We start from the raw sequence: 24227 nt of genomic DNA on the forward strand, positions 1-24227 counted from the left end.
GCCGTCAGCTCTTGGCTATGACCACTTCGACGCGGCGGTTCTTCTGCATGCCACTGGCATTTTCCTTCCCGTCCGGCGTCATGTTCTGCGCCACGGGCCTGCTTTCGCCCAGGCCCTTTACGGTCATCCGGTCTGCCGGGACCTGGCGCACATCCTTCAGATAGTCGCGGACCGCCTGCGCCCGCCGTTCCGACAGTCGCTGGTTGTAGGCATCGTCGCCCTGGCTGTCGGTATGGCCTTCCACGGCCACCTTGGCCGAGGAATCGGATTTGATCAGCTCAGCCAGCTTGTCGAGCGTGGGCCGGGCGGCAGCGCGGATTTCGGCCTTGTCCGTATCGAACAGGACATCGCCGGGCAGCGACACGAGCGTACCGCGATCGGTTTCCTTCGCTTCCAGTTCGGAGCGCAGCGTGGAGACCGAACTGGCCGATCGCGCCGACGCGCCCGGCGCGGAGCCGATCAGCCGAAGCGAACTAGATTTTTTTTTTGCTCCGTCTTCGGTGAAGGCGGCGCTGGTCAGCTGCATCGGAATGCGGAAGCCCGGATATCGGGACGAGTCATTGTCGAGGTCGCGGGCTTCGTTGAAGAACAGGGTCGCAGGGCCACCCTGACTGAGACGGCCCTTGAAGACGAGTTCTGCCCGAACCTGCTGGCCGGGAGGGATTTCTAGCTTTTCGTTATTGGCGGGGGCCTGGACTTCGAGCTTTCCGCCATCCGGCCCGAACAGATAGGCGCCGCCGAAGCCGTTCAGCGTTACCGGAAAATCGGCGCCATTGTTGATCGTCATGGTGACCAGCGTTTCGGTAGGCGTTGCGCGGATCGATTCGAGCGCGATGCTGGTGCCGGTAGGGTGCGTCTGTTCGATATCGAGCGGCATCGCTTCGCCATCGGCGTACAGCGCGCCATCGTCGGAGGCGGATGCTTCGTCAGCCTGATCGCTTGTCGAAATGGTGGAGCCTTCGGCCTGGTTGTTGTCTTCCTTTACCGAACAACCGGCCACCAGAATTGCGGCCATCGATAGTGTTGCCAACGTCTTACGCATCGCAATCTCCCTTTTTCGCCTTACGCGAATGGTTGGAAAAACTGTCGAACCGCGTGCTCGTTCCGGTCAATCGTCCTCGTCCTCGTAGCCGACCATGGCAAGCGCGCGTGCGCGCTTCTGGTGCAACTGGCACCAGCGCAGCAGGGCATCCTCGCGCCCGTGGGTGATCCAGTTCTCCTGCGCGCCGACTTCCTGGATCGTGCGGGTAAGCTCCCCCCAGTCGGCATGATCGGAAATGATCAGCGGCAGTTCGACGTTGCGCTGACGCGCGCGCTGGCGAATGCGCATCCAGCCGCTGGCCATGGCGGTGATCGGTTCGGGCAGACGGCGCGACCAGCGATCGTTGAGGGCCGACGGCGGGCAGATGACGATCGATCCGCGCATATCGTCCTTGGCATGATCGGCAACCAGTCGCAGCTCGCCGAGGTCGATCCCGTGTTCTTCATAGAGCCGGCACATCTTTTCCATCGCGCCGTGGAGGTAGATCGGGTCCTTGTGCCCCGCGCGCCGCAATTCGGCGATGACACGCTGCGCCTTGCCCAGGGCGTAGGCGCCGACCAGCACGCAGCTGTCTGGGTTCGCGGCGAGGCGATCGAGCAGCTTGGCCATCTCGTCCTCGATCGGCGGGTGGCAGAAGACCGGCAGGCCGAACGTCGCCTCGGTGATGAAGATGTCGCATGGAGTGACTTCGAAAGGCGGGCAGGTGGGGTCGTGGCGTCGCTTGTAATCGCCGGTGACGATCACGCGCTCCCCCGCATGTTCCAGAAGGATCTGCGCGCTGCCGAGGACATGCCCTGCCGGAATATAGGTCGCATCGACGCCGCCGGGGAGGCGGATGGTCTCGCCATAGGCGACTGGCGTCGCTCCGTCGCGCGTGGCGTAGCGCAACTCCATGATGGCCAGCGTCTCGGGCGTGGCGACGGTCTGCCCATGCCCGCCGCGCGCATGATCGGCATGGCCGTGGGTCACCAGCGCCCTGTCGACCGCGCGGCTGGGATCGACCCAGCAATCGGCAGGGACGATATGAATACCGTGCGGTTCAGGCTTGATCCAGGAGAAGGGGGCGGCGGCCATCCTCGATTCAAGCGCGGGAACGCACAAGCGTTCCCGCGTAGGTGCCCGCTATCGAGCAGGAGACGCGCGCAGACGCTCGATAACGCGCTTCAGGCTTGGTTTCTGGCCAGTGGAGAGCAGGCTGGCCCGGAACAGTCGGCCGATCAGGACCAGCTCGATTACGATGGCACCGGCAAGCAGGACGCCCGAGCCGACCATTTCCCACCACTCGATGCCCATGCCGAGGCGCGCCAGCACGGTGAACGGCGTCCATAGCGGAACCCAGGTGAGAACCTGTACGATCCAGCCCGAATTCCCCGCCAGGATCGCCTGAATCAGGAAGGTCACCGGCAGCAGGATCAGGAGCATTACGGGCATGAGGTAGCCTTGCGCCTCGCTCATCGAATCGACCATCGCGCCGATCGCCACGAACAGGGCGGAAATCGCGATGTAGCCGGCGATGAAGAAGAACAGGATCGCAGCGATGATGCCGGGGCTGGAGACCGGATCGAGCGCGGGGCGGATCATATCCGATATCGCGCCCTGCGTCGCATAAGCGGCAACGCCTGCACAGACACCCCAGACGAGGATCATCAGCAGACCGACGCTGAGCGAGCCCAGGAGCTTGCCGTACATGAGGTCTTCCGGGCGAATACAGGCAAGGAGCGATTCGAGGAGCTTGTTTGAGCGCTCCTCCACCGAGCCCTGCAGCATCCAGCTGCCCGAAAGCATCAGGCTCATCACGAGGATATAGGCGAGGGCCAGCGGCACGATCGAGCGTACCAGCAAAGCCTCGCGCGCGCCGCCGCCGGGAGGAGGTGTATCGACCGCGATGACGGGGGCTGCGCTCTGCACGGCCGCCGCATTCGCAGGTGAGACACCTTGAGCGGCCAACAGGCGCGCCCGCAGATCGGTTGTCAGCACTTCCTGCATGGTAGTGACGAAGCTGCCGCGGGGCTGGTTGGCGGAGAAGAGCTGGATACGCGGGTCGGCGGGGTAATTCTCGCCGATCAGAACAACGATTTCCGGCGAAGCATCGTCATCTGCATCGAACAGGGCACGGGCCTCGGTACCGAAATCCTCTCCCCTTGCGGCAGAGAGTTCTGCTGACGGAGCGGAAAAAGCATAGGCGGGCGGATCAGGCTCGAATTGGGGGACGCCCTCTGGCCGGACGGCAGCGATCTTTTCAAGAGCGGCGTCCAGCCCGCCCGCACGCTCGAACGCCGCGATGTCCGCGTCGGTATACCAGCGGTCATATTGTGCCCAGCTTGCTTTCGGATCGGCCTGTTCCAGTCCGTAGCGCTGGACGTAGCGCGACAGGTCGCGCAGCAGCCATTGGGCATCTTCGGCCGCAAACCGCGCCTCCAGCGCCTTCGCCGCATCGCCTCCGGACCGATCCACCACGCTTACCCGGGTGGGCTCATCGTCATCCAAACTCTCAGCAAAAATCGGCCCGAGCGCGAATGCGACGGGAAGGATCAGCAGAGTGAGCCAGAAGCTCTTCATCTTGAGGATCTGCCGAATTTCGCGCCCCGCGACCAGCAGCACATTATTCATGTCGATCGACGGGCTCATCAGGCGGCCTCCCTTTCCATCGCCGCTTGATCGGGATCCGCCCCGACCAACTGAACAAACACATCGTGCAAGCTTGCCCGGTGTTCTTCCCAGCGGCGTAGCGCAATCGCATTGGCACTGCAGTGTTCGAGGACCGTAGCGGGATCGACGCCATCGGATAGATGCAGGGTCCAGTCGTGCCAGCCATCGCCATGTGCCTCGCCCCGTTCGGCGCGGGCGACGCCGGGGATCAGCGAAAGATCCGATTTGGCCATGGCGATCAGCCGTGCGGGCAAGGCCGCGCGCGCTTCATCCAGCGTGCCTTCGAACCGCTTTCGGCCCTTGCGCAGCAGCAGCAGGCGATCGCACAGGCGCTCGGCGTGCTGCATCACATGGGTAGAAAAGATGACCGCTGCGCCCCGATCGGATGCGCGCAGGATTTCGTTTTCCAGCAGCCCCTGATTCACCGGGTCGAGTCCTGAAAACGGCTCGTCCAGCATCAGCAATTCGGGATCGTTGACGAGCGAAGTGGCAAGCTGGACCTTCTGGGCCATCCCCTTCGACATGTCGCCGATATCGCTCTTGGCGCGGTCGGCGAGATCGAAGCGGGAGAGAAGTTCCATTCCGCGACTACGGGCATCGGCGGGCTTCATCCCCTTCAGCCGTCCGAAATACACGATCGTGTCGATCGCGCTCATTCCGGCGTACAGACCACGCTCTTCCGGGAGGAACCCAATGGCCTGCGCATTGCGTCGGTCGGGCGGGCTGCCCAGCACACTGATGGTCCCTGACGTCGGACGGATGATGTCGAGCACCATGCGCAAGGTCGTTGTCTTGCCAGCGCCGTTACCACCGAGAAATCCGAAAATCTCGCCTGGGGAAACCGAGAACGACAGGTCGTCGACAGCGACCACGCCTTCGAACCGCTTGACCAGATTGGATATTTTGAGAACCGACATGCATCCCCCCGACTATGTAACGGTAGGGCGTAAGTGAAGCTGTCCACCTTCACAAGCGTGGCTCGGTGAACGATCAACAGAGCCCCATCGAGGGGGCTCGCTAGCTGGTATTCGCGCCGAAGAAATTCCCGGCGGCCCGCCCTCGGAAGATATTTATCAAAAGACCATCGCGGATAGAAAAAAGGGCACCGACCGTTCCCGGTGGTGCCCCTTCTTCGATTGCAGGCTTGATCAGCCCTTGGTTTCGTCGGCGCCTTCCGGCGTATCGGCTTCGGGTTTTTTCGGAGCCGACTTGCGTTTCGGGGCGGCCTTTTTCTTGGCCGCTGGTTTTTTCTTCGCCTTGGGCGGGGCGGGGGTGAGTTCGAAGGACGGTTTGCCGTCCTTCATTGTTACCGACACCTCGCCGCCATCGGCCAGTTTGCCGAACAGCAGTTCTTCGGCGAGAGGCTGCTTGATCTTTTCCTGGATCAACCGGCCCATCGGACGGGCACCATAGAGGCGGTCGTAACCCTTGTCCGCCAGCCAGGAACGGCTTTCCTTATCGAACTGGATGTCGACATTCTGTTCGGCCAGCTGGAGTTCGAGCTGGAGAATGAACTTGTCGACCACGCGTCCCACCGTCGATTTACCGAGATAGGCAAACGGCACGATCGCATCGAGACGATTGCGGAATTCCGGTGTGAACATCCGCTTCACCGCTTCTTCGCTCGCATCTTCCTTGCTGACATCGCCGAACCCGATACCGCTGCGTGCCATGTCGGCTGCCCCGGCATTGGTGGTCATGATCAGCACGACATTGCGGAAATCGACCGTCTTGCCGTGGTGATCCGTCAGGCGGCCATTATCCATGACTTGCAACAGAATGTTGAAGAGATCCGGATGGGCCTTTTCGATTTCGTCGAGCAGCAGCACGCAATGCGGGTTCTGGTCGACTGCATCGGTCAGCAAACCGCCCTGATCGTAGCCGACATAGCCCGGAGGCGCACCGATCAGCCGCGAAACGCTGTGGCGCTCCATATATTCGGACATATCAAAGCGCTTGAGTTCGATCCCCATGATGGAGGCAAGCTGGCGGGCGACTTCGGTCTTGCCGACGCCGGTCGGGCCGGAGAACAGGAAAGAGCCGATCGGCTTGTCCGGATCCCGAAGCCCTGCACGGCTGAGCTTCATCGCGGTGGACAGCTTGTGCACCGCCGCATCCTGCCCGAAAACCACATGCTTCAGGTCGCGTTCGAGATTCTCGAGCGCCTTCTTGTCGTCGCTCGATACCGACTTGGGGGGAATGCGCGCCATGGTCGCGATGACCGCTTCGATTTCCCTCGCGGTGATCTTCTTCTTGCGGCGGCTGGGCGCCACGAGCATCTGCATCGCGCCTACTTCGTCGATCACGTCGATCGCCTTGTCGGGCAGTTTGCGATCATTGATGTAGCGCGCCGACAATTCCACCGCCGTTTTCAACGCATCGACCGTGTAGGTCACCTTGTGGTGATCCTGGAATGCGGACTTCAGACCCTTCAGGATCTTGATCGTATCCTCGATCGTGGGTTCGTTTACATCGATCTTCTGGAAGCGCCGCAGCAGGGCGCGGTCCTTTTCGAAGTGATTGCGGAATTCCTTGTAGGTGGTCGATCCGATGCAGCGGATCGCACCGCTGGACAATGCGGGCTTGAGCAGGTTCGAGGCGTCCATCGCCCCGCCGCTGGTCGCACCGGCACCGATCACGGTGTGGATTTCATCGATGAACAGGATCGCTTCGGGCATGCCTTCGAGTTCGTTCACGACCTGTTTGAGCCGTTCTTCGAAGTCGCCGCGATAGCGGGTACCGGCAAGCAGCGCGCCCATGTCGAGCGAATAGATCACTGCATCCTGCAGCACTTCGGGCACGTCGCCTTCCACGATCTTGCGGGCGAGACCTTCGGCGATCGCCGTTTTGCCGACGCCCGGATCGCCGACATACAGCGGATTGTTCTTGCTGCGGCGGCAGAGAATCTGGACGGTGCGGTCGACTTCGGGGCCACGGCCGATCAGCGGATCGATCCGCCCGTCTTCGGCCTTCTTGTTGAGATTGACCGTGAACTGGTCGAGCGCGGTTTCCTTCTTGCCCTTTTCGCCAGCCTTTTCCTCGGCCTGCGATTCGCCGCCTTCCGCGCCGTCGGGTGGCCGGTTTTCGATCTGCTTGCCGCCCTTGCCGATGCCGTGGCTGATGAAGCTGACGGCATCGAGCCGGCTCATGTCCTGCTGTTGCAGGAAATAGACGGCGTAGCTGTCGCGTTCGGAAAACAGAGCGACGAGTACGTTGGCCCCGGTCACCGTATCCTTGCCGGAAGACTGCACATGCAGGATCGCGCGCTGGATGACGCGCTGGAAACCGGCGGTCGGCTGCGGGTCGGCGCTTTCGTCCGATTGCAGCGACTGATATTCCTGTTCGAGATACTGCTTCACCACGGCCGTCAGTTCGCTCAGATCGACGCCGCACGCATTCATCACCTGCGCGGCATCGTCATCGTCGATGAGCGCGAGAAGGAGATGCTCCAGAGTCGCGTACTCGTGATGGCGCTCGCCTGCGTCGGTGAGCGCTGCGTGGAGGGTCTTTTCGAGGTTGGCTGCAAAGCTGGGCATTCAGTTGTCTTTCTTGGGCGACTCGCTTGGGGCGAACTGGAAACAGCCTACGGGCCGGAGGTTAGCCATTGCTGTATGCATGGCGAATATGGGTGCGGAGCCGGAAAATATCAGCCCCCGCATCGCCAACTATTCCTTTCGCCCGAACAACGCTTCTGCCGCATCGCGGTGGGCAGAGGCGGAGAGGCGGTGTTTCTCGACGCGGACGATTTCGGATTCGAGAAGCCTGATCCGCTCCTGAAGTTCGTCCTGCGAATAAGGGCCGAGGTCTTCGGTGGCGAGCTTGCTCGCGGCATCGCCTCGGGGGCGTGGACGGTCATCGTCATCCATCGATTGGCAATCTCGCAAGGATGCCCGGTTGCTGTCAACGGGTACGAACGGTATTGCACCGCAAAAGTGGCAGTAGCGCCACTATGACCAGACAGATAACGGGGGCGCGAGTGGCAGCAGATTTGCCCGAGACGATGACCGCAATGGGCTTTGACGATCCGGGAGGCCCGGATGTTTTGCGTCCCGAAATATTGCCGGTGCCCGAACCGGGTGAGAATCAGGTTCTCATCCGCGTTTCCCATGCCGGCATCAACCGGCCCGATGTGATCCAGCGGCAGGGCTTCTACCCGCCGCCGCCGGGCGCTTCGCCCATTCCGGGGCTCGAAGTGTCGGGCACGGTGGTGGCCGTCGGCGAGGGCGCAGCGCCCGAACTGATCAATCGGCGGGTCTGCGCGCTGGTGTCGGGCGGCGGCTATGCGGAATATTGCCTCGCCCATTCGGCCCATTGCCTCCACGTTCCCGAAACGATGAGCATGGCCACCGCTGCGGCCATTCCGGAAACGCTGTTCACGGTGTGGCACAACGTTTTTGAACGCGGCTGGGCGAGCGATGGCGACACGCTGCTCGTGCATGGCGGCACCAGCGGGATCGGCACCATGGCGATCCAGCTCGCCAAGGCATTCGACATCGCGGTGATCGCAACCGCGGGGAGCGAAGAAAAGTGCCAGGCGATCCGCGACCTCGGGGCGGATCTCGCCATCAATTACAAAAGCCAGGATTTCGTGGAGGAGGTGAAGGCCTTTACCGGCGGCAAGGGCGTCAATGTGGTGCTGGACATGGTGTCGGGCGACTATGTGGCGCGCAATATCGAATGCCTGGCCGATGATGGGCGCCATGTGACCATCGCCGTGCTGGGCGGCCTCAAGGCCGAAATCAACATGGCGACCGTGATGCGCAAGCGCCTGTCGCTGACCGGCTCCACGCTTCGGCCGCGCTCCGACGATTTCAAGGCCTTGCTGGCCGACGAGATCCACAATCACGCCTGGCCTTTGTTCGAGGATGGCACCATCGCGCCCGTCATGGACAAGATTTTCCCGCTGACCGAAGCGGGGGCGGCCCATGCCCGTATGGAAGGCGGCGATCATATCGGAAAGATCGTGCTGGAGGTCGCCGAAAGCTGACGCGCAATCGTCGCAATGTCGCCATTCCGTAACGGCACTGTGAATCGCCTGTAACAATCGTGGGCTAGGGCATACCCGACAGTGATCGGGGGTCTGGCCCATGAACGATTTGCCCAAACACTTCGACGCCGCTCACAAGGTGGCGAATTTTCCATCGATCAGGCCCAGCGTGCCGGAGCGTACGCTGGGGGAACGGCGCCGCTTCCGCACGATCTGGATCAGCGACGTCCATCTCGGCACCAAGGGGTGCAACCACGAACTGCTGATCGACTTTCTCGACCACACCGACAGCCAAACCATGTATCTGGTCGGCGACATCATCGACGGCTGGCGGCTGAAGAAGAAGTTTTACTGGCCGGCCGAACATAACGACATCGTGTGGCGCATTCTCAAGCGCGCCAAGCGCGGTACGCGCATCGTCTATATCCCGGGCAATCACGACGAGATGATCCGCCCCTTCGCCGGCATGAACTTCGGCGGGGTGGAGATCATGCGTGCCGCCTTCCACGAAACCGCCGACGGTCGGCGCCTGATGGTGCTGCACGGCGATGAATTCGATACCATCATGCTGGCGCATCGCTGGCTCGCCTTCATCGGCGATGCCGCATACCACCTGATGATGAAGCTCAACAATTGGGTGGCCAGCCTGCGCAAACGGCTGGGCCTGCCCTATTGGTCCATTTCCCGCGCGGCCAAGCATAAGGTCAAGAACGCGGTCGAGTTCATTTCCAAATACGAGGAAGTGGTTGCCCGCGCGGCCGCCGAACGCGGCGTCGACGGGGTGGTATGCGGCCATATTCACACGGCGGAATTTCGCGACTTCGACGGCGTCGAATACTGGAACGATGGCGATTGGGTCGAAGGATGCAATGCGCTGGTCGAACATTTCGACGGAAGCATGGAAATCCTCAACTGGCCCGAAGAAGTCGCGCGGCGCGACGCCGGGCGTCATGACGTCGCCGTGACGGTGCCCGAGGCTGCATGACCCTGATGCAATCCATTCCCGGGCCAGCCCGGTCGATTGCTCCCCAGACCCCGCAGCGCATCGCCATCGTCACCGATGCCTGGCATCCGCAGATGAACGGTGTCGTGCGCACGCTGACGACGACGTGCGAGCAATTGCGCGAGGATGGCCATGAGGTGATGGTGGTCTCTCCCGATCAGTTCGCCAGCATTCCCTGTCCGACATATCCGGAAATCCGCCTTGCCTTCACCAGGCCGGGGGCTGTCGCCAGTCTTCTGCGATCCTTCGCGCCGGAGGCCATCCATATCGCCACCGAAGGGCCGCTCGGCATGACGGCACGGCGCTATTGTGCCAGGCATTCGATCTGCTTCACCACGGCCTATCATACGCAATTTCCGGATTATCTGGCGAAACGCACGCGCCTGCCCGCGCAATGGTTCTGGCGCTATATCCAGTGGTTCCACCGCCCGGCGAAACGGGTGCTCGTCGCTACAGAAAGCATCAGCGATGAACTGCGCGCGCATGGCCTGACACGCCTCCATCGCTGGAGCCGCGGGGTCGACCTGTCCTGCTTTACGCCCGACGCGCCGCCGCCGCCCGAATTCGCCGATCTCCCCAAGCCGATCCAGCTTTACGTCGGCCGGGTCGCCGTGGAAAAGAACATCGAGGCATTTCTCGCAGGCAGCTATCCCGGCACCAGGGTGGTGGTCGGCGATGGTCCGGCGCTGGCTTCCCTGAAGGCGCGATATCCCGATGCGCATTTCCTCGGGCGCCGCACGGGCCGCGAACTGGCCGGCTGTTATGCGGCTGCCGACGTCTTCGTCTTCCCCAGCAGGACGGATACGTTCGGCCTTGTGATGATAGAGGCGCTGGCCTGCGGAACGCCGGTCGCCGCCTATCCCGTGGCAGGGCCATGCGACATCATAACGGACGATGTCGGTGCAATGTGCGATGATCTCGACCGCGCCATAGCCGCGGCGCTGTTCTGCGACCGGAAAGCCTGTGCTGCCTATGGTGCGGGCTTCACCTGGGCTTCCGCGACAGGGCAGTTTCTCAGCGGTCTCGCCGCGTTCGACGCGGAAGAACTGCCCATCGTCTAGCGAAACGCTTGCCGAATCCGGGACTGTCGCCTACATCGGCAAGGTAACGGCCGTCCCGCGAGGGGCGGCCCTTCTATTTTCGGATACGAGAAAAGGCACATTCATGGCCGACCAACCCAAACCGCTGATGCCGCATGCGACCGCCACCTGGCTGGTCGACAATACCGGCCTCTCCTTCGAACAGATCGCCGAATTCTGCGGTCTGCACATCCTCGAAGTACAGGCCATGGCCGACGATCTGGCGGGCAGCAAATATACCGGGCGCGATCCCGTACATTCGGGCGAACTGACGCTGGCCGAAATCGAAAAGGGCCAGGCGGACAGCGACTATCGCCTGAAGATGCAGCGCGCACCGGTGGCAGTCAGCCGGACCAAGGGGCCGCGCTACACCCCCGTTTCCAAGCGTCAGGACAAGCCCGACGGCATCGCCTGGATCCTTCGCAACCACCCGGAAATCTCGGATGCGCAGATCGGCAAGCTGATTGGTACCACCCGCAATACCATCGGCGCCATCCGCGAACGCAGCCATTGGAACATCCAGAACATCCAGCCCAAGGATCCGGTTACGCTGGGCCTTTGTTCGCAGCGTGAACTCGACGCCGTCGTTGCCAAGGCCGCGAAAAACCTGCCGGTCAGCGAAGAAGAAGACGATGCGCTGCCCGTCGAGGTCAAGGGTTCGAGCGATCGGGAAAAGCTGATCGAAGAACTGCGCGCCGAACGCGATGCCAACGAAAAGGCCGCTGCCGAAGCCGCGCAGGAAGCGGAAGCGGCAGCCTGGCTCGAAGCGAAACGCGTGTCGCAGGAAGCCGGCGAAGGCGAGACTACCGACGAAGCCTGAGCTCGTCTTTCTGAAGAGTTGACGAAGGCGGGGGAAGCAGCGGCTTCTCCCGCCTTTTTGCTTGCCTTTATAGCACAATACTCCATGCTACTGACATGGATGTAAGCAAGCTGCCGAACCATCACCCGACTGCATGGGATACGCATTTCGAAGCGATGTCCCTGCCCGATATGTTCGGGCGCAGCGCCAAGGCATCGCCGCAGGCACCGCTGCTGCATTTTCTCGGGCGCACCTATCGATATTCCGAACTCTATGCCGATGCGCAGGCATTTTCACGCGCGCTGCACGCACGCGGTATCGGCGAAGGGGATCGCGTCGGCCTGTTTCTGCCCAATGTGCCGAGCTACGTCGCTGCCTATTACGGGGCGATGATGGCCGGTGCGGTGGTGGTCAATTTCTCTCCACTCTACACGGTGGACGAACTCGCGCAGCAGGTGGCGGATTCGGGCACGCGGCTTCTGGTGACCGTCGATGTGCCGGAACTCTATGCCACCGCCACCAAGGTGCTGCGCGGGTCGGCGCTCGAAACTCTGGTTGTCAGCTCGCTGGCGAAGATGCTGCCGACGCTGAAGGGAATTGCGTTGCGCCTGTTCGCGCGCAGCAAGGTTGCCGGGGTCGACTATGGTCGTGACATTCTACGCTGGAACGATTTACTCGACGAAGGGGCGCGGTTGGAGGGCGGCGTTGCTGCGCAAGATCCGCACGCGCTGGCGCTTCTGCAATATACCGGCGGGACCACCGGGACCCCGAAAGGGGCCATGCTCACCCATGCGAATCTGTCCATCAACGCCCAGCAGACTGCGGGCCTGAACCCGTTTGGCGATCCGGCAGGCGAAGTCCTCATGGGGGCGCTGCCCTTCTTCCATGTTTTCGCCAATACCACGCTTCTCAACCATGCCGTGCTGACGGGAGCGTCAATCGCCATGGTTCCGCGCTTTGAAACCAAACAGGTCCTCGAAACCATCGAAAAATACGGCGCGACCGGGTTTCCAGGCGTGCCGACCATGTTCCAGGCATTGGTCGATCATCCCGATCTGGCCAAGACGGATCTCTCGACGCTCAAGGTCTGCATATCGGGCGGCGCGCCGCTGCCCGGACCGTTGCGCGAGAAATTCGAAGCGGCCACCGGCGTGCGGCTGGTCGAAGGATACGGGCTGACCGAAAGCTCCGGTGTCGTTTCGGCCAATCCTTACGAAGGCATGCGCAAGCCGGGCACGATCGGGCAGGTCGTGATGGGCACCGAAGTCCTCCTGCTCGACAAGGAAGATCCCACAGTCATCGCACCCGACGGGGAGCCGGGCGAACTGGCGATCCACGGCCCGCAGGTGATGCAGGGCTATTGGAACAGGCCCGAAGCGGCAAAGGACGTATTCGTCGAACACCACGGCAAAAGCTGGCTGCGCACCGGCGATGTGGCCACGCTGGATGAAGACGGCTTTCTGGAAATCGTCGATCGCATCAAGGACATGATCGCCGTGGGCGGTTTCAAGGTGTTTCCCAGCCAGGTCGAAGACGTCCTGCTCGAACATGAAGCCGTCAAGGAAGCGCTCGTGATCGGGCGGCCCGATGGGTATCGCGGCGAAGTGCCCGTGGCCTATGTCACGCTTGAAAACGGGGGTGAGGCGACCGGGCCACAGCTGCGTGAATGGCTCAATGCGCGTGTCGGCAAGCACGAACGCGTTGCCGAAGTCGTCATACGGGACGAACTGCCCAAGACGATGATCGGTAAACTCGATCGCAAGGCTTTGCGGGCCGAAGTCCTAAACTGACGCGTGTCTGCAGTCGGATAAGAAAAGGCCGCCCCACGCATCTGCGCGGGCGGCCTTTCTGTTTTCTGGAAATAAGGTCTCAGCCGGCGACGGTGAGCTCGGGCTTTGTGTCACCTTGTGGCGGTGCGGACGCCTTGGCTTTCGTATCGCGGTGGGCGAACCGGCCTTCCACCTGAGCTCCCTGTTCGATGGTCAGCGCGTCGTAGAAAACGTCGCCCATGATCCGCGCGGATTTCAGGATTACCAGTTCGCGTGCGGTGATCGATCCCTCGACAGTGCCGGCCAGCCGGGCGGACTCGGCCTTGATCGCGCCTTTAACGGTGCTGGTTTCGCCCTGCACCAGAGAGGAACAGGCGATGTCGCCTTCGACCGAACCATCGATATGCAGATCGGCCGATGCCTGGATGTCGCCGGTGATCGTCAGATCGGACCCGAGGACGGAGAAGGTGGAATTGCTCTTGCTGGCCATACGATCTCTTCCCGGATTAGCTGGCGGAGTCGAGCTGGGAAGTTCGTCGGATTTCTTCGAGAACATGGGGGGCTGTCTCCAGAAAGGTGCGCGGATTGACCGCACGGTTGTTGATTCGCACCTCGAAGTGCAGGTGCGGGCCGGTGGAGCGGCCGGTAGATCCGATCGCACCGATCGTCTGCCCGGCTACGACCGTCTGACCGACCTTCGCGTTGAATTTCGACATATGGGCATAACGGGTCATCAGCCCGTTACCGTGGCTGATTTCCACTACATTGCCATAGCCCGACTTGCGACCGACAAAGCTGATGCGGCCATCGGATGCGGCGTAGATCGGCGTGCCTGTCGGCCCGCGGAAATCGAGACCCTTGTGCATGGCGGCGACGCCGGTGAACGGGTCGCGGCGATAGCCGTAGCTCGATGTTACCATCTGGACATTGGCCGGGGCGACCTGCGGTACGCCGTCAAGGCCGCGCTCGAGCGCATCCATGCGGGCAATAGAAAGACCGAGACGTTCGAAGCGCGGATCGATGGTATCGCCGGCGCCGGTCGTCAGTTTCTCGAGCGGACCACCCATCGCGCCGCGATCGGCATTGCGGATCATCGAATCGGGATTGAGGCCCAGTTTCTTGAGCGCAGCTGCGGCGCGCTGTGAACGCCAGTCGGCATAACGCGTAAGGCCTTCGACAAAAGCCAGCTGACGCGCTTCGATCCGCGCCAGCCGTCCGGCTTCGGGAATGGATACGCTGACCTTGTCCACCATAGCCGCCGCTTCACCCGACGAATCGCTGACGTTCTGTACCGCTTTCACGTCCTCTGGCAGCGAGGCGACCATGTCCTCGATGAATTCCTGCCGTTTTACGAGGTCGCTTGCGACGGCGTCGATGTCGTTGCGATAGGCGTCCACGCGCTCGGTCGCAGTTGCCACCTTCGCTTCGCGGTCCAGCAATGACAGCCGGTCGGCGGTGGCGCGATATTGGGTCCAGCCCGCAACGGCCATCGATGTCATCCAGATAACGAAGACGGCCAGCGCAATAGCGGCGGCCGTCATCTGCAATCTCGACGATATGGTGATGAAGCGGACCTGGCCTTCCGACCGCATGAAAAATTCGCGGTCCGGGAACCAGCCGCGCACACGGTTCCCCCAGCCAGTGGTGGCAAATGGTTTGCTCAAAACGACCCGTCCCTTATGGTCTTTAACGTCCCGGGCGTGTCGCTAGCGAAAGATGTTAATGAAATCGAATCGAGGTTCCCGAAGAATCCACGAGTCGAACCCTGAACGGGACGAGTCGTTTCGCCGCGCGCAAATTTTCGAACAAGCCCGGGAACTAATTTCCCAACTACTGCTTTTTGCGCTTCATCGATTCGCTGGGGGCAGCGCTGTCATTCGTTCGCATGTGTTTCCTGAACGAGACAGGCTCCCGGTTTGACCGGCATCAGCAAACGGATCGGCCTGCTGGGTGGCAGCTTCAATCCGGCACATGCCGCCCATCGGCGTATTTCGCTGTTCGCGCTGCGCTCGCTGCGGCTCGATGAGGTCTGGTGGCTCGTATCCCCCGGAAATCCGCTCAAACCGGCAGAGGGGATGGCGCCGCTCGCCACCCGTGCCCGCTCGGCGATGGCGCAAGCGAAACGGGCGCGTATCCGCGTGACGGCGATCGAACGCGAACTGGGCACGCGGTACACCGCGGACACATTGCAAGCCCTCACGCGGCGATACCCGAAACGGGAGTTCGTCTGGCTGATGGGCTCGGACAATCTGGCGCAGTTCCATCGCTGGCGCGACTGGCGCGGCATTGCACGCACGATGCCGATTGCGGTTATCGCCAGGCCCGGCTATGATGCCGCTGCTATCGCGAGCCCCGCGATGGCCTGGCTGAGGCGCTTTTCCGTACCTCTTCCCAGCTTTGTGAATAGGGGCGAATGGAGCGCACCGGCACTGGTGACATTGCGTTTCGATCCCGATGAAAGATCGGCCACGGCCATCCGCCGTGCTGATCCCGATTGGGCTTTACGCTATGCCGGGCCGTCTCCGAGGGACCAGCTGACGCATCGAAGGATACCGTCCGAGGAGGAAACCACCGCGCCATGATGCGCGTTGTATCCTTCATGGCCCAAGCCTCTCAAATCAGGAGTAACATATTCGCCTATGACTCAGGCGCAAACCAGCCCGGCTTCTTCCGGGACTGCTTCGGCAAAGGTGATTGCCTTGGCTGATGCAAAATCCGATCCGCTGCTCAAGCTTGTGCTTGAACAGCTCGATGATGATCAGGCTCAGGAAGTCGTGACCATCGATCTCGAAGGGAAAAGCTCCATTGCCGATCACATGGTGATCGCATCGGGCCGCTCGACCCGTCAGGTCGCCGCGATGGCTCAAAAGCTTGCCGAAAAGGTGAAGCAGGAAGGCTTTGGTCCGGTTAAGCTCGAAGGGCTGCCAGCTGCCGACTGGGTGCTGATCGATGCAGGCGATGTCGTCGTCCACATCTTCCGCCCGGAGGTTCGCAGCTTCTACAATCTTGAGCGTATGTGGGCATTCGGTGATGCGCCGCCCGTCGCCGGGATGGCGTAATCATTTTCCCGTTCTCGAGATAGAGAGCGGGGGCCTAAGACCGTCCTCGAGAAATGGCTCCGCGCGGGCCCTTACCTTGGCTTTGCCGGGATCGACCGAGCCGAGCCTGCCACCATTTCGGGAGCGTTGATCATTCTGCTTCACGTCATCGCCCGCGGGAAAATTGCGCGCTCGCCCGAGGCAGAACTTGTCGCGCGCTATGAGAAGCGGCTGACATGGCCGGTGAAATTCACCGAACTGCCCGAAACCGGGGGCCGCGTTCCCGAGCCGCAGGCGCCGTACAAGACCGTCCTGCTCGATGAGCGCGGAAGAGATCTCCCGTCCGAAGATCTGGCGGACATTCTCGGACGCTGGCGGGACGACGGTATGCGCGAATGCCGCTTCATACTGGGCGCCGCCGACGGGCATTCCGAAGACGAGCGCAGCCAGGCCGACTTGCTGCTCGCCTTCGGCAAGGCGACCTGGCCGCATCTGCTTGCTCGCGCCATGCTGGCGGAGCAACTCTACCGCGCTACGACCATCATTGCCGGTCACCCCTATCATCGCAGCGGCTGATCGGGCAGGACGGACGCCATGAGGTGCCGCTTCGCCGTCATTGCTGCATTTGCCGTCGCAGGTCTGTTGGGCCTGCCTGCGATTGCGCAGGCACCCTCTCGGTTCGACAGCGCGGATGAAGCGCGCGCGGCGCTCGATGCTGCGCGCCAGCAGCAGCGCAACGCCCGCGCGCGCAGCGAAAGGCTGGAACGCGAGGCGGCCAGTTCGCGCCAGACGTCGGCCAAGGCCCGCGCCGATGCGGCTGCTCTGGCGGCGAGGGTGCAGCAGGCGGAGGCATCGATTGCTGCTGCCGAAGCCCGTCTGGCGCTTACCGATCGCGAGAGGCGACTGCTGAATCGGCGCCTGTCGGCGCGGCGGGCCCCTCTCGTTCGCCTGACCGGGGCGCTCCAGTCGATGTCGCGCCGCCCATTGGCGTTATCCGGGCTCCAATCCGGTTCATTGCGCGATCTCGTCTATACGCGCGCCGTGCTCGACAGCACGATACCAGTAATTCGCAATCGCACAGCGGCATTGCGAGGCGATCTCGACAGAGCCAAATCGCTTCAGGCCGAAGCACGTCAGGCCGTGGCCGATCGGCGCGACAGCGAAGCGGCGCTGATCCAGCGCCGCAAGCAGCTCACGGCCTTGGCGGAAAGCGAACGCCTGAAGGCAAGGCGCGCTGCCAGCGGTGCCGATCGTGAAGCACAGCGGGCCCTGGTCCTGGCAGAACAGGCGATCGATCTCGATCAACTCGTCGGGCGGCTCGAAGTGGCCGGATCGCTCCGCACCCGGCTTGCTGCTTTGCCGGGGCCATTGCCGCGGCCCGCCGATCCGCGGATGGCGCGCGTTTCTTCTGCCCCGTCGCCGCGGCCAAGCGCCACTGAACCGCCCACGCAGTACCAATTGCCGGTCGCGGGCAAGATCGCGGCCGGTTTCGGCGAGGCGGCGGCCAGCGGACAGCGGCAGGCGGGGATTGTGCTGTCGGCGCGCCCACGCGCGCAGATCGTCGCCCCGGGCGCGGGCAGGATTGCGTTTGCCGGCCCTTATCGGGGATTCGGTAGGATCGTGATTGTCGAGCATGCAAATGGGTGGATCAGCCTCGTGACGGGCCTCGGGACGCTCGATGTCGATGTGGGGCAGAATGTGGGGGCCGGGTCGCCGCTCGGCCTTGCACCGGCAGCGCCGGGCGAGGTCACGCTTGAGCTCAGGCAGGATGGGGAACCGGTGAACCCGCTCGACCATTTGCGGTGACACGCGGGCGTTAAATCGCTCCATGCCGGGTTGGTAGCAATGCTCATCTGGCATTCAGCGCAGACAGACTATAGATTGCGCGCGCAAAGGAGTTGTTCCGCCAATGAAATTCGCCGCCCTGGCCCGTTCGGCCGCCCTCGTGACCGCCGTGGCGCTAATCCCTGCGACTACCGCCAGCCTTGCGCAGGTGGATGGCCGCGCCGGTCCCGAATTCGCCAAGGTTCTGGCGGTGTATCAGCGCATCAAGGCCAGTTATGTGGAGCCGGTCGAAGACGACGTGCTCATTCGCGGCATGATCGATGGCATGCTGTCTTCGCTCGATCCGCACTCCGGCTATCTCGACGGCAGCGATCTCCAACGCCTCGAAACAATGATCGACGGCAATTATTCCGGCCTCGGACTTTCCGTTGTCGAGGACGATGGTGCCGTGAAGATCATTTCGCCGTTCCGCGGCAGCCCCGCCGACAAGGCCGGTCTCAAGGCGGGCGACTACATCACTCATCTCGATGGCAAGTTCATCGTTGGCCAGTCGCTCGATGAGGCAGTGGCGCAGATGCGCGGTCCCGAAGGTTCGTCGATCCAGCTGACGATATTCCGGCCCGGTCGGGATGAACCTTTCGATGTGTCGGTGACCCGCGGCGTGATCGAGCTCGAGCCGGTCACCTGGGAGCTTGAGGATGGCAATATCGGCCACATCATGGTCAATGAATTTTCGCGCGATGTGGGCAGCGACGTGTTCGGCGCATGGGAAGATCTTCAGAAGAACGCTACGGGCCGCCTGAACGGCCTGGTGCTCGACCTGCGATCCAATCCAGGCGGTTCGCTGGATGAGGCGGTCGCGCTTTCCGATCTCTTCCTCAGCGATGGCCGTATCGTCTCCCAGCGCGGCCGGGCGCGGGGCGAAAACATTTCCTACGATGCGGAAACCGTCTTCCGCGGCGATATTGCCGAGGGTCTGCCCATCGTCGTGCTGATCGATGCCGGCTCGGCTTCGGCCTCCGAAATCGTCGCCGGGGCGCTGCAGGATCATCGCCGGGCCGTCGTCATGGGGCAACGCAGCTTCGGCAAGGGCAGCGTCCAGTCGTTGCTGCCGCTCGGCAATGATGCCGCGCTCAAGCTCACGACGGCGCGCTATTACACTCCCTCGGGCCACTCGGTTCAGGAAGGCGGGATCACGCCCGATATTGCTGTGCCGCAGCTGTCCGATCCCGATCTGGCAAAGCGCGCTCGTTTCCAGATGCGCGAATCGGACCTGCGCGGGCACTTGGTCAACGAAATCGGTCTTGCCGACGAGGCGATCGAAAAGGACATGCGTGAAGACCCGCGTTTCCAACAGACCGCTGAAGAGCTGAAGGAAAAGGGTATCGAGGATTTCCAGCTGCATTACGCACTGGAAACGCTGCGCCGTACCAGCCCCAAGAGCATTGCCGCCCGCGTCAAATAAGGTACACCGCGGCTCCATGAGCCTTTCGCAGCACGTTCGTCTCGCCCGCGTCCTGGCGCTCGCCGTTCCAGCCTTGCTGCTGGGCGGCGCCTATCTGTCGCAATATGGTTTCGGGCTATATCCTTGCGAGATGTGCTGGTGGCAGCGCTGGCCGCATTTCGCCGCCGTGGCGCTTGCTTTGATAGCCTATGCCATTGCTCCAGTTCGTTTGTGGACCGGTCTTGCCGCTTTGGCCATTCTGATTTCGGGCGGGATCGGGCTGTTTCATGCGGGCGTCGAATATGGCTGGTGGCAGGGTGTGACATCCTGTGCGGTGGTGACGGGGGGCGGCACAGGCAACGCGCTAGACGACATCATGAACACGCCGCTGGTCCGATGTGACGAGCCTGCGTGGACCCTCTTCGGCATCAGCCTGGCGGGATATAATTTCCTCATCTCGACTGTGGCGGGGCTTTCCATTCTGGCGCTGCTCGGCAAGGACCGACGTGTATGACAGCTGTTCCCGACCATATCGAACGTATGATTCGCGTCGATCAGGCAGGCGAATTTGGTGCCACCCGCATTTACGCGGGGCAATTGGCGGTCATGGGCGACCGTGGCCCGCACTCTGCCGAAATCGCAGGAATGGCCGAACAGGAGGCTGGTCACCGGGCGAAGTTCGATGCGCTCATGGCCGAACGCGGTGTCCGCCCGACGGTACTTCAGCCTTTCTGGGACAGGGCAGGGTTTGCCCTGGGCGCAGTTAGCGCCCTGATCGGACCGGAAGCGGCCATGGCCTGTACCGCGGCAATCGAAACCGAAATCGACGATCATTATTCGAAGCAGCTCGACCGCCTCCACGAGACCGGCGAGGATCCCGAACTCGCGGGAATGATCGAGCAATTTCGCGATGACGAGCGGGAACATCGTGACGCCGCACTAGCCGCCGGAGCGGAACGTGCTCCAGCCTATCCGCTGCTGTCCGGGCTGATTCGATTGGGGTGCCGGACTGCAATCCGTATCTCCGAACGCGTATAACGGGAACCGGCAGGGCCCGGCGCGCGCTTCATAGACAGTTCACCCCGCAGAGCGCTAAGCTCTGCGTACCTATTCGCCGAGAGGACGACCATGTCGAAGCCCCTGATTGCCATTGCCAGCCTTGCGCTTGCTTTCCCCCTAGCTGCACAGGAGCAGGTACCGGAAGCGTCGGATGACAATTACAATATGGTCATCGTCTATGGCGATGATGAATGCCCCCAAAGCACGGCTGATCAAATCGTCGTCTGCGCGCGCAAGGCGGAGAGCGAGCGGTACCGCATTCCTGAAAATCTCCGCTTTTCGGACAGCCCCGATAACAAAGCCTGGGCCGAACGCGTAGAGAGCTTCGAAATGGCTGGGGCGTTCGGAATCATGTCCTGTTCGCCAACGGGCGCCGGCGGCTTCACCGGTTGTACGCAGCAGATGATCGACGCCGCTTATGCCGACAAGGCAAACAACGCCGGCGTGCGCTTCGGTGAAATCATCGCGGCAGAGCGTGCCAAGCGTCTTTCGACCATCGATGAAGACGCCGCCTCCGAGCAGGAGCGCGTCGAGATGATCGAGCGTGAATACATGGAACGACTCGACCGCGAGCGCGCCGCTGAAACGCCGGACGTCTCCGCGCTACCCCAGCCGAGCACCAGTGAAGAAGACCCGCTGTAATTTCTATCGCCATTTAACCTTTTGCGGGTAGGCATGCGCGCATGACCGCGCGCCAGAAAATCCTCACCGTCTTCGGCACTCGACCCGAAGCGATCAAACTGTTTCCCGTAATTCATGCCTTGGCCGACGATACGCGATTCGAAAGCCGCGTCTGCATTTCAGCTCAGCATCGCGAAATGCTGGACCAGGTGCTCGATATCACCGGCGTCATCCCTGACCACGATCTCGATTTGATGCAGCCGGGCCAGACCCTCGATGCGCTGACCGCACGTGCTCTGCTCGAAATCGGCAAAGTGCTTGATGACGAACAGCCTGATTGGGTGGTGGTGCAGGGCGACACGACCACGGTCTTGGCGGGGGCACTTGCCGCCTACTACCGCAAGATCCCGGTTTGCCATGTCGAGGCAGGCCTGCGCAGTGGTGATATCTACCAGCCATGGCCAGAGGAGGTTAACCGACGCGCAGTCGGAACCTTCGCCACCCTCCATTGTGCACCGACAGAGACCGCGCAGGCGGCCTTATTGCGTGAGAGCGTCGACCCTAAGAGCGTGCATGTGACCGGGAATACGGTCATAGACGCTCTGCATTGGGTCACGAAACATGCCCAGGCGCACCCGGAAATTGCCTCCGGTCTTGCTTCGCTGGAATCCCGCTTCGCCGGCAAACGCATCATCGGCGTAACGAGCCATCGCCGCGAGAATTTCGGTGACGGGATGAGGAACATAGCTCGAGCTGTTGCACGGATTGCCGCGCGACCCGATGTGGCGGTCATCTTTCCCGTGCATCTCAATCCGAACGTCCGGGCAGTTATGAACGATGAGCTCAGTGGACTCGACAATGTCGCTTTGATCGATCCGCTCGACTATCCGCATTTTGCGCGTTTGCTCGATATCAGCCATCTGATGCTTACCGACAGCGGGGGTGTTCAGGAAGAAGCGCCTGCGTTGGGAAAGCCGGTGCTGGTCATGCGCGAAACCACCGAACGGCCCGAAGGCGTGGAAGCCGGAACGGCCAGGTTGGTGGGCACAGATGCAGATAAGATTGTCTACGAGACCGAACGGCTGCTTGACGACGACGCGGCTTATTCCGCCATGGCCCGTGCACATAATCCTTTTGGCGATGGGCACTCGGCAGGAAGGATCATCGACCTTCTGGTGCCACGGAAATAGCCGTTACTGTTAAATTTACCACCCGACGCTAGGCATGCTCGGCAAAATTCAGGGATTGAAATACCATGCGTGGTGACATGAAGCCGGACGTTTGTGTGATCGGGCTGGGATATATTGGCCTGCCTACTGCTGCGGTCATCGCGCGTGCTGGTTGTCCGGTGCATGGTGTCGATGTGGCGCAAGGCGTCGTCGATACGATCAATCGGGGCGAAATTCACATCGAGGAAGTCGATCTGGATGGTCTGGTACAGGCCGTTGTCCAGCGTGGGCTGCTCAAGGCATCGACCGAAGTGGCAACTGCCGACGTGTTCGTCATTGCGGTGCCCACGCCTTTCGCAAAGGACGGCAACCATACGCCCGATACGAGTTACGTCATGGCGGCGGCAAGAAAGGTCGCTCAAGTTCTTAAGCAGGGTGACGCGGTTATTCTCGAATCGACGTCGCCCGTCGGCACGACCGAAGCGGTGCGCGATGCGATCGCCGCAGTGCGTCCCGATCTGGCCATGCCGGGAATAGCAGAAGCTCGCCCTGACATCAGCATCGCCTATTGTCCGGAACGGGTATTGCCGGGCAAAATTCTGGAAGAATTGACGCATAACGATCGGTCGATCGGGGGAATTACGCCTCGTTGCGCAAGGAAGGCGCTCGCTTTCTACAAACGGTTTGTAAAAGGCGAATGCGTCACGACGGATGCGCGCTCTGCCGAAATGACCAAGCTGGTCGAAAATGCCTTTCGCGACGTCAATATCGCCTTCGCTAACGAGCTTTCCATGATCGCCGACCGGCAGGGGCTCGATGTTTGGGAGGTGATACGTCTCGCCAATCGGCATCCGCGAGTTAATATTCTTACGCCCGGACCAGGTGTGGGTGGTCATTGCATCGCCGTGGATCCGTGGTTCATCGTTCACGGCGCGCCCGAGGAAGCGCGGATTATTCGCCAGGCTCGCGAAACGAACGACCTGAAGATGCATCACGTGCTTGCCCGTGCAAGAGCACTGGCCGAAGCCAATCCGAGTGAGAAAATTGCCTGCCTGGGCCTCGCCTTCAAGGCGAACATCGATGATTTCCGCGAAAGCCCCGCGCGTTATGTCGCTGCATCCCTTGCACGCGAATATGGGGACAGGGTGTGCGTCGTGGAACCTTATGCAGGCGAACTACCGCAGGAATTTGCCGGTACGAACGCGGAACTGGTCGATATCGATACCGCGCTCGAGGAATGCGGTGTACTCATTGCTCTCGTCGACCACGACGTGTTCAAGGTGATTCCCGCCGAGGAACGGCAGGACAGGATTATCTATGACACGCGCGGGATATGGCCTGACGTGGCCTGATCGCGGGATTTACGGGCCCGGGTACCGTTCGAACTGGGGCATGGCTGCGAGATCGGACATGTAATCGAGGCGTTCGGCCGTCTGGATCTGCGCTGCCGGGGGATGAGCCTGCGCGTCATCGAGGGTAGCGGACTGGATGTCCACGATACCCGGCAACATCTGTTCGTTGATGAAATACATACCGGTGCCGCATTGGCCGCAAAAGTGCCGCCAGGAGGCGCCGGAGGAGTTGTAGGAAACTGCTTTCCCCTTGATTACATTGAAGTTTTCGGCAGGAAAGGCCATCCAGGCTGTTGCCGGAGCACCGGACGAGGCGCGGCAATCCCGGCAATGACACAGCGCATGATGCGCCGGATCGCCCGACACCCGATATCGTACTTCACCGCACTGGCATCCACCTTCGAGCATCGCACGTCCTCCCCTGAGTCGAG

At 61.8% G+C, this 24227-nt stretch carries 24 protein-coding genes; 15 read left to right on the forward strand and 9 right to left on the reverse strand.

Annotated features, from left to right (window positions below; all coding sequences use genetic code 11):
* Window positions 1–4: 4 nt before the first annotated feature.
* From AC13F2_RS08000 to AC13F2_RS08025, 6 genes are all read right to left on the reverse strand, one after another.
* A complete protein-coding gene (locus tag AC13F2_RS08000) occupies window positions 5–1042 on the reverse strand; it encodes an OmpA family protein (protein WP_482965033.1) in 1038 nt (345 codons plus the stop codon).
* 66 nt (window positions 1043–1108) lie between these two features.
* Window positions 1109–2116, reverse strand: a complete 1008-nt coding sequence (locus AC13F2_RS08005; protein WP_482965034.1) for a ligase-associated DNA damage response exonuclease — start codon at window positions 2114–2116, stop codon at window positions 1109–1111.
* A gap of 48 nt (window positions 2117–2164) precedes the next feature.
* Window positions 2165–3670, reverse strand: coding sequence for an ABC transporter permease (locus tag AC13F2_RS08010; RefSeq protein WP_482965035.1), 1506 nt, complete (start codon window positions 3668–3670; stop codon window positions 2165–2167).
* Entirely contained in the window at window positions 3670–4608 is a 939-nt protein-coding gene (locus AC13F2_RS08015; protein ID WP_482965036.1) for an ABC transporter ATP-binding protein, read from the reverse strand. Before AC13F2_RS08015 ends, AC13F2_RS08010 begins: the two co-directional genes overlap by 1 nt.
* A 231-nt stretch (window positions 4609–4839) precedes the next feature.
* The gene (clpA, locus tag AC13F2_RS08020; protein WP_103024701.1) at window positions 4840–7227 is read right to left on the reverse strand and encodes an ATP-dependent Clp protease ATP-binding subunit ClpA; all 2388 of its coding nucleotides are present in this window, start codon (window positions 7225–7227) and stop codon (window positions 4840–4842) included.
* 129 nt (window positions 7228–7356) lie between these two features.
* Window positions 7357–7557, reverse strand: a complete 201-nt coding sequence (locus tag AC13F2_RS08025) for a DUF1192 domain-containing protein (protein ID WP_482965037.1) — start codon at window positions 7555–7557, stop codon at window positions 7357–7359.
* Between the two features lie 83 nt (window positions 7558–7640).
* Here AC13F2_RS08025 and AC13F2_RS08030 point away from each other — a divergent pair, with 83 nt between their 5' ends.
* The 5 genes from AC13F2_RS08030 to AC13F2_RS08050 all read left to right on the forward strand — a co-directional run bounded on the left by AC13F2_RS08030 (window position 7641) and on the right by AC13F2_RS08050 (window position 13349).
* Window positions 7641–8678 carry an NAD(P)H-quinone oxidoreductase gene (locus tag AC13F2_RS08030; protein WP_482965038.1) on the forward strand — a complete coding sequence of 346 codons (1038 nt, stop codon included), beginning with the start codon at window positions 7641–7643 and terminating at the stop codon, window positions 8676–8678.
* Window positions 8679–8778: 100 nt separating this feature from the next.
* Window positions 8779–9663 carry a UDP-2,3-diacylglucosamine diphosphatase gene (locus AC13F2_RS08035; RefSeq protein ID WP_482965039.1) on the forward strand — a complete coding sequence of 295 codons (885 nt, stop codon included), beginning with the start codon at window positions 8779–8781 and terminating at the stop codon, window positions 9661–9663.
* Window positions 9660–10742, forward strand: coding sequence for a glycosyltransferase family 4 protein (locus AC13F2_RS08040; protein WP_482965040.1), 1083 nt, complete (start codon window positions 9660–9662; stop codon window positions 10740–10742). The genes AC13F2_RS08035 and AC13F2_RS08040 overlap by 4 nt, the downstream gene beginning before the upstream one ends.
* Window positions 10743–10845: 103 nt before the next feature.
* A complete protein-coding gene (locus tag AC13F2_RS08045) occupies window positions 10846–11580 on the forward strand; it encodes a DUF1013 domain-containing protein (protein ID WP_482965041.1) in 735 nt (244 codons plus the stop codon).
* Window positions 11581–11675: 95 nt separating this feature from the next.
* The gene (locus AC13F2_RS08050) at window positions 11676–13349 is read left to right on the forward strand and encodes a long-chain-fatty-acid--CoA ligase (RefSeq protein ID WP_482965042.1); all 1674 of its coding nucleotides are present in this window, start codon (window positions 11676–11678) and stop codon (window positions 13347–13349) included.
* Window positions 13350–13428: 79 nt separating this feature from the next.
* On the opposite strand, the gene AC13F2_RS08055 is transcribed toward AC13F2_RS08050, so the two are convergent.
* Window positions 13429–13818, reverse strand: coding sequence for a bactofilin family protein (locus tag AC13F2_RS08055; RefSeq protein WP_482965043.1), 390 nt, complete (start codon window positions 13816–13818; stop codon window positions 13429–13431).
* A 16-nt stretch (window positions 13819–13834) separates the two neighbouring features.
* Entirely contained in the window at window positions 13835–14992 is a 1158-nt protein-coding gene (locus AC13F2_RS08060) for a M23 family metallopeptidase (RefSeq protein WP_482965044.1), read from the reverse strand.
* A gap of 252 nt (window positions 14993–15244) precedes the next feature.
* Here AC13F2_RS08060 and AC13F2_RS08065 point away from each other — a divergent pair, with 252 nt between their 5' ends.
* The 10 genes from AC13F2_RS08065 (at window position 15245) to wecC (ending at window position 23796) form a co-directional block, all read left to right on the forward strand.
* Window positions 15245–15910, forward strand: a complete 666-nt coding sequence (locus AC13F2_RS08065; RefSeq protein ID WP_482965045.1) for a nicotinate-nucleotide adenylyltransferase — start codon at window positions 15245–15247, stop codon at window positions 15908–15910.
* Between the two features lie 57 nt (window positions 15911–15967).
* The gene (gene rsfS / locus AC13F2_RS08070; protein ID WP_103024693.1) at window positions 15968–16387 is read left to right on the forward strand and encodes a ribosome silencing factor; all 420 of its coding nucleotides are present in this window, start codon (window positions 15968–15970) and stop codon (window positions 16385–16387) included.
* A gap of 132 nt (window positions 16388–16519) precedes the next feature.
* Window positions 16520–16942 (forward strand): 23S rRNA (pseudouridine(1915)-N(3))-methyltransferase RlmH, encoded by a 423-nt coding sequence (locus tag AC13F2_RS08075; RefSeq protein ID WP_482965157.1) that lies wholly within the window; start codon window positions 16520–16522, stop codon window positions 16940–16942.
* Window positions 16943–16960: 18 nt separating this feature from the next.
* Complete coding sequence (locus AC13F2_RS08080; protein WP_482965046.1) at window positions 16961–18172, forward strand: murein hydrolase activator EnvC family protein; 1212 nt, start codon at window positions 16961–16963, stop codon at window positions 18170–18172.
* A 103-nt stretch (window positions 18173–18275) separates the two neighbouring features.
* Window positions 18276–19616: a S41 family peptidase gene (locus AC13F2_RS08085; protein ID WP_103024691.1), complete on the forward strand. Its 1341-nt coding sequence runs from the start codon at window positions 18276–18278 to the stop codon at window positions 19614–19616.
* A gap of 16 nt (window positions 19617–19632) precedes the next feature.
* Entirely contained in the window at window positions 19633–20109 is a 477-nt protein-coding gene (locus AC13F2_RS08090) for a disulfide bond formation protein B (protein WP_301641965.1), read from the forward strand.
* A complete protein-coding gene (locus tag AC13F2_RS08095; protein ID WP_482965047.1) occupies window positions 20106–20633 on the forward strand; it encodes a demethoxyubiquinone hydroxylase family protein in 528 nt (175 codons plus the stop codon). Before AC13F2_RS08090 ends, AC13F2_RS08095 begins: the two co-directional genes overlap by 4 nt.
* 90 nt (window positions 20634–20723) lie before the next feature.
* Window positions 20724–21296, forward strand: coding sequence for a hypothetical protein (locus AC13F2_RS08100; protein WP_482965048.1), 573 nt, complete (start codon window positions 20724–20726; stop codon window positions 21294–21296).
* A gap of 41 nt (window positions 21297–21337) precedes the next feature.
* The gene (wecB, locus tag AC13F2_RS08105) at window positions 21338–22465 is read left to right on the forward strand and encodes a non-hydrolyzing UDP-N-acetylglucosamine 2-epimerase (RefSeq protein ID WP_482965049.1); all 1128 of its coding nucleotides are present in this window, start codon (window positions 21338–21340) and stop codon (window positions 22463–22465) included.
* Between the two features lie 65 nt (window positions 22466–22530).
* On the forward strand, window positions 22531–23796 hold the full coding sequence (gene wecC / locus AC13F2_RS08110; protein ID WP_482965050.1) for a UDP-N-acetyl-D-mannosamine dehydrogenase: 1266 nt from the start codon (window positions 22531–22533) through the stop codon (window positions 23794–23796).
* Between the two features lie 9 nt (window positions 23797–23805).
* Here the strand turns inward: wecC and AC13F2_RS08115 are convergent, their stop codons facing one another.
* Entirely contained in the window at window positions 23806–24204 is a 399-nt protein-coding gene (locus AC13F2_RS08115) for a GFA family protein (protein WP_397489577.1), read from the reverse strand.
* Window positions 24205–24227: the final 23 nt, after the last annotated feature.

Source organism: Qipengyuania sp. L-5Y (assembly GCF_056859455.1).

Bases quoted from the DNA above. Each gene is read 5' to 3' on its own strand.
- AC13F2_RS08000 (WP_482965033.1), bottom strand. From the start codon at position 1,042: ATGCGTAAGACGTTGGCAACACTATCGATGGCCGCAATTCTGGTGGCC.
- AC13F2_RS08005 (WP_482965034.1), bottom strand. From the start codon at position 2,116: ATGGCCGCCGCCCCCTTCTCCTGGATCAAGCCTGAACCGCACGGTATT.
- AC13F2_RS08010 (WP_482965035.1), bottom strand. From the start codon at position 3,670: ATGAGCCCGTCGATCGACATGAATAATGTGCTGCTGGTCGCGGGGCGC.
- AC13F2_RS08015 (WP_482965036.1), bottom strand. From the start codon at position 4,608: ATGTCGGTTCTCAAAATATCCAATCTGGTCAAGCGGTTCGAAGGCGTG.
- clpA (WP_103024701.1), bottom strand. From the start codon at position 7,227: ATGCCCAGCTTTGCAGCCAACCTCGAAAAGACCCTCCACGCAGCGCTC.
- AC13F2_RS08025 (WP_482965037.1), bottom strand. From the start codon at position 7,557: ATGGATGACGATGACCGTCCACGCCCCCGAGGCGATGCCGCGAGCAAG.
- AC13F2_RS08030 (WP_482965038.1), top strand. From the start codon at position 7,641: ATGACCAGACAGATAACGGGGGCGCGAGTGGCAGCAGATTTGCCCGAG.
- AC13F2_RS08035 (WP_482965039.1), top strand. From the start codon at position 8,779: ATGAACGATTTGCCCAAACACTTCGACGCCGCTCACAAGGTGGCGAAT.
- AC13F2_RS08040 (WP_482965040.1), top strand. From the start codon at position 9,660: ATGACCCTGATGCAATCCATTCCCGGGCCAGCCCGGTCGATTGCTCCC.
- AC13F2_RS08045 (WP_482965041.1), top strand. From the start codon at position 10,846: ATGGCCGACCAACCCAAACCGCTGATGCCGCATGCGACCGCCACCTGG.
- AC13F2_RS08050 (WP_482965042.1), top strand. From the start codon at position 11,676: ATGGATGTAAGCAAGCTGCCGAACCATCACCCGACTGCATGGGATACG.
- AC13F2_RS08055 (WP_482965043.1), bottom strand. From the start codon at position 13,818: ATGGCCAGCAAGAGCAATTCCACCTTCTCCGTCCTCGGGTCCGATCTG.
- rsfS (WP_103024693.1), top strand. From the start codon at position 15,968: ATGACTCAGGCGCAAACCAGCCCGGCTTCTTCCGGGACTGCTTCGGCA.
- AC13F2_RS08080 (WP_482965046.1), top strand. From the start codon at position 16,961: ATGAGGTGCCGCTTCGCCGTCATTGCTGCATTTGCCGTCGCAGGTCTG.
- AC13F2_RS08085 (WP_103024691.1), top strand. From the start codon at position 18,276: ATGAAATTCGCCGCCCTGGCCCGTTCGGCCGCCCTCGTGACCGCCGTG.
- AC13F2_RS08090 (WP_301641965.1), top strand. From the start codon at position 19,633: ATGAGCCTTTCGCAGCACGTTCGTCTCGCCCGCGTCCTGGCGCTCGCC.
- AC13F2_RS08095 (WP_482965047.1), top strand. From the start codon at position 20,106: ATGACAGCTGTTCCCGACCATATCGAACGTATGATTCGCGTCGATCAG.
- AC13F2_RS08100 (WP_482965048.1), top strand. From the start codon at position 20,724: ATGTCGAAGCCCCTGATTGCCATTGCCAGCCTTGCGCTTGCTTTCCCC.
- wecB (WP_482965049.1), top strand. From the start codon at position 21,338: ATGACCGCGCGCCAGAAAATCCTCACCGTCTTCGGCACTCGACCCGAA.
- wecC (WP_482965050.1), top strand. From the start codon at position 22,531: ATGCGTGGTGACATGAAGCCGGACGTTTGTGTGATCGGGCTGGGATAT.
- AC13F2_RS08115 (WP_397489577.1), bottom strand. From the start codon at position 24,204: ATGCTCGAAGGTGGATGCCAGTGCGGTGAAGTACGATATCGGGTGTCG.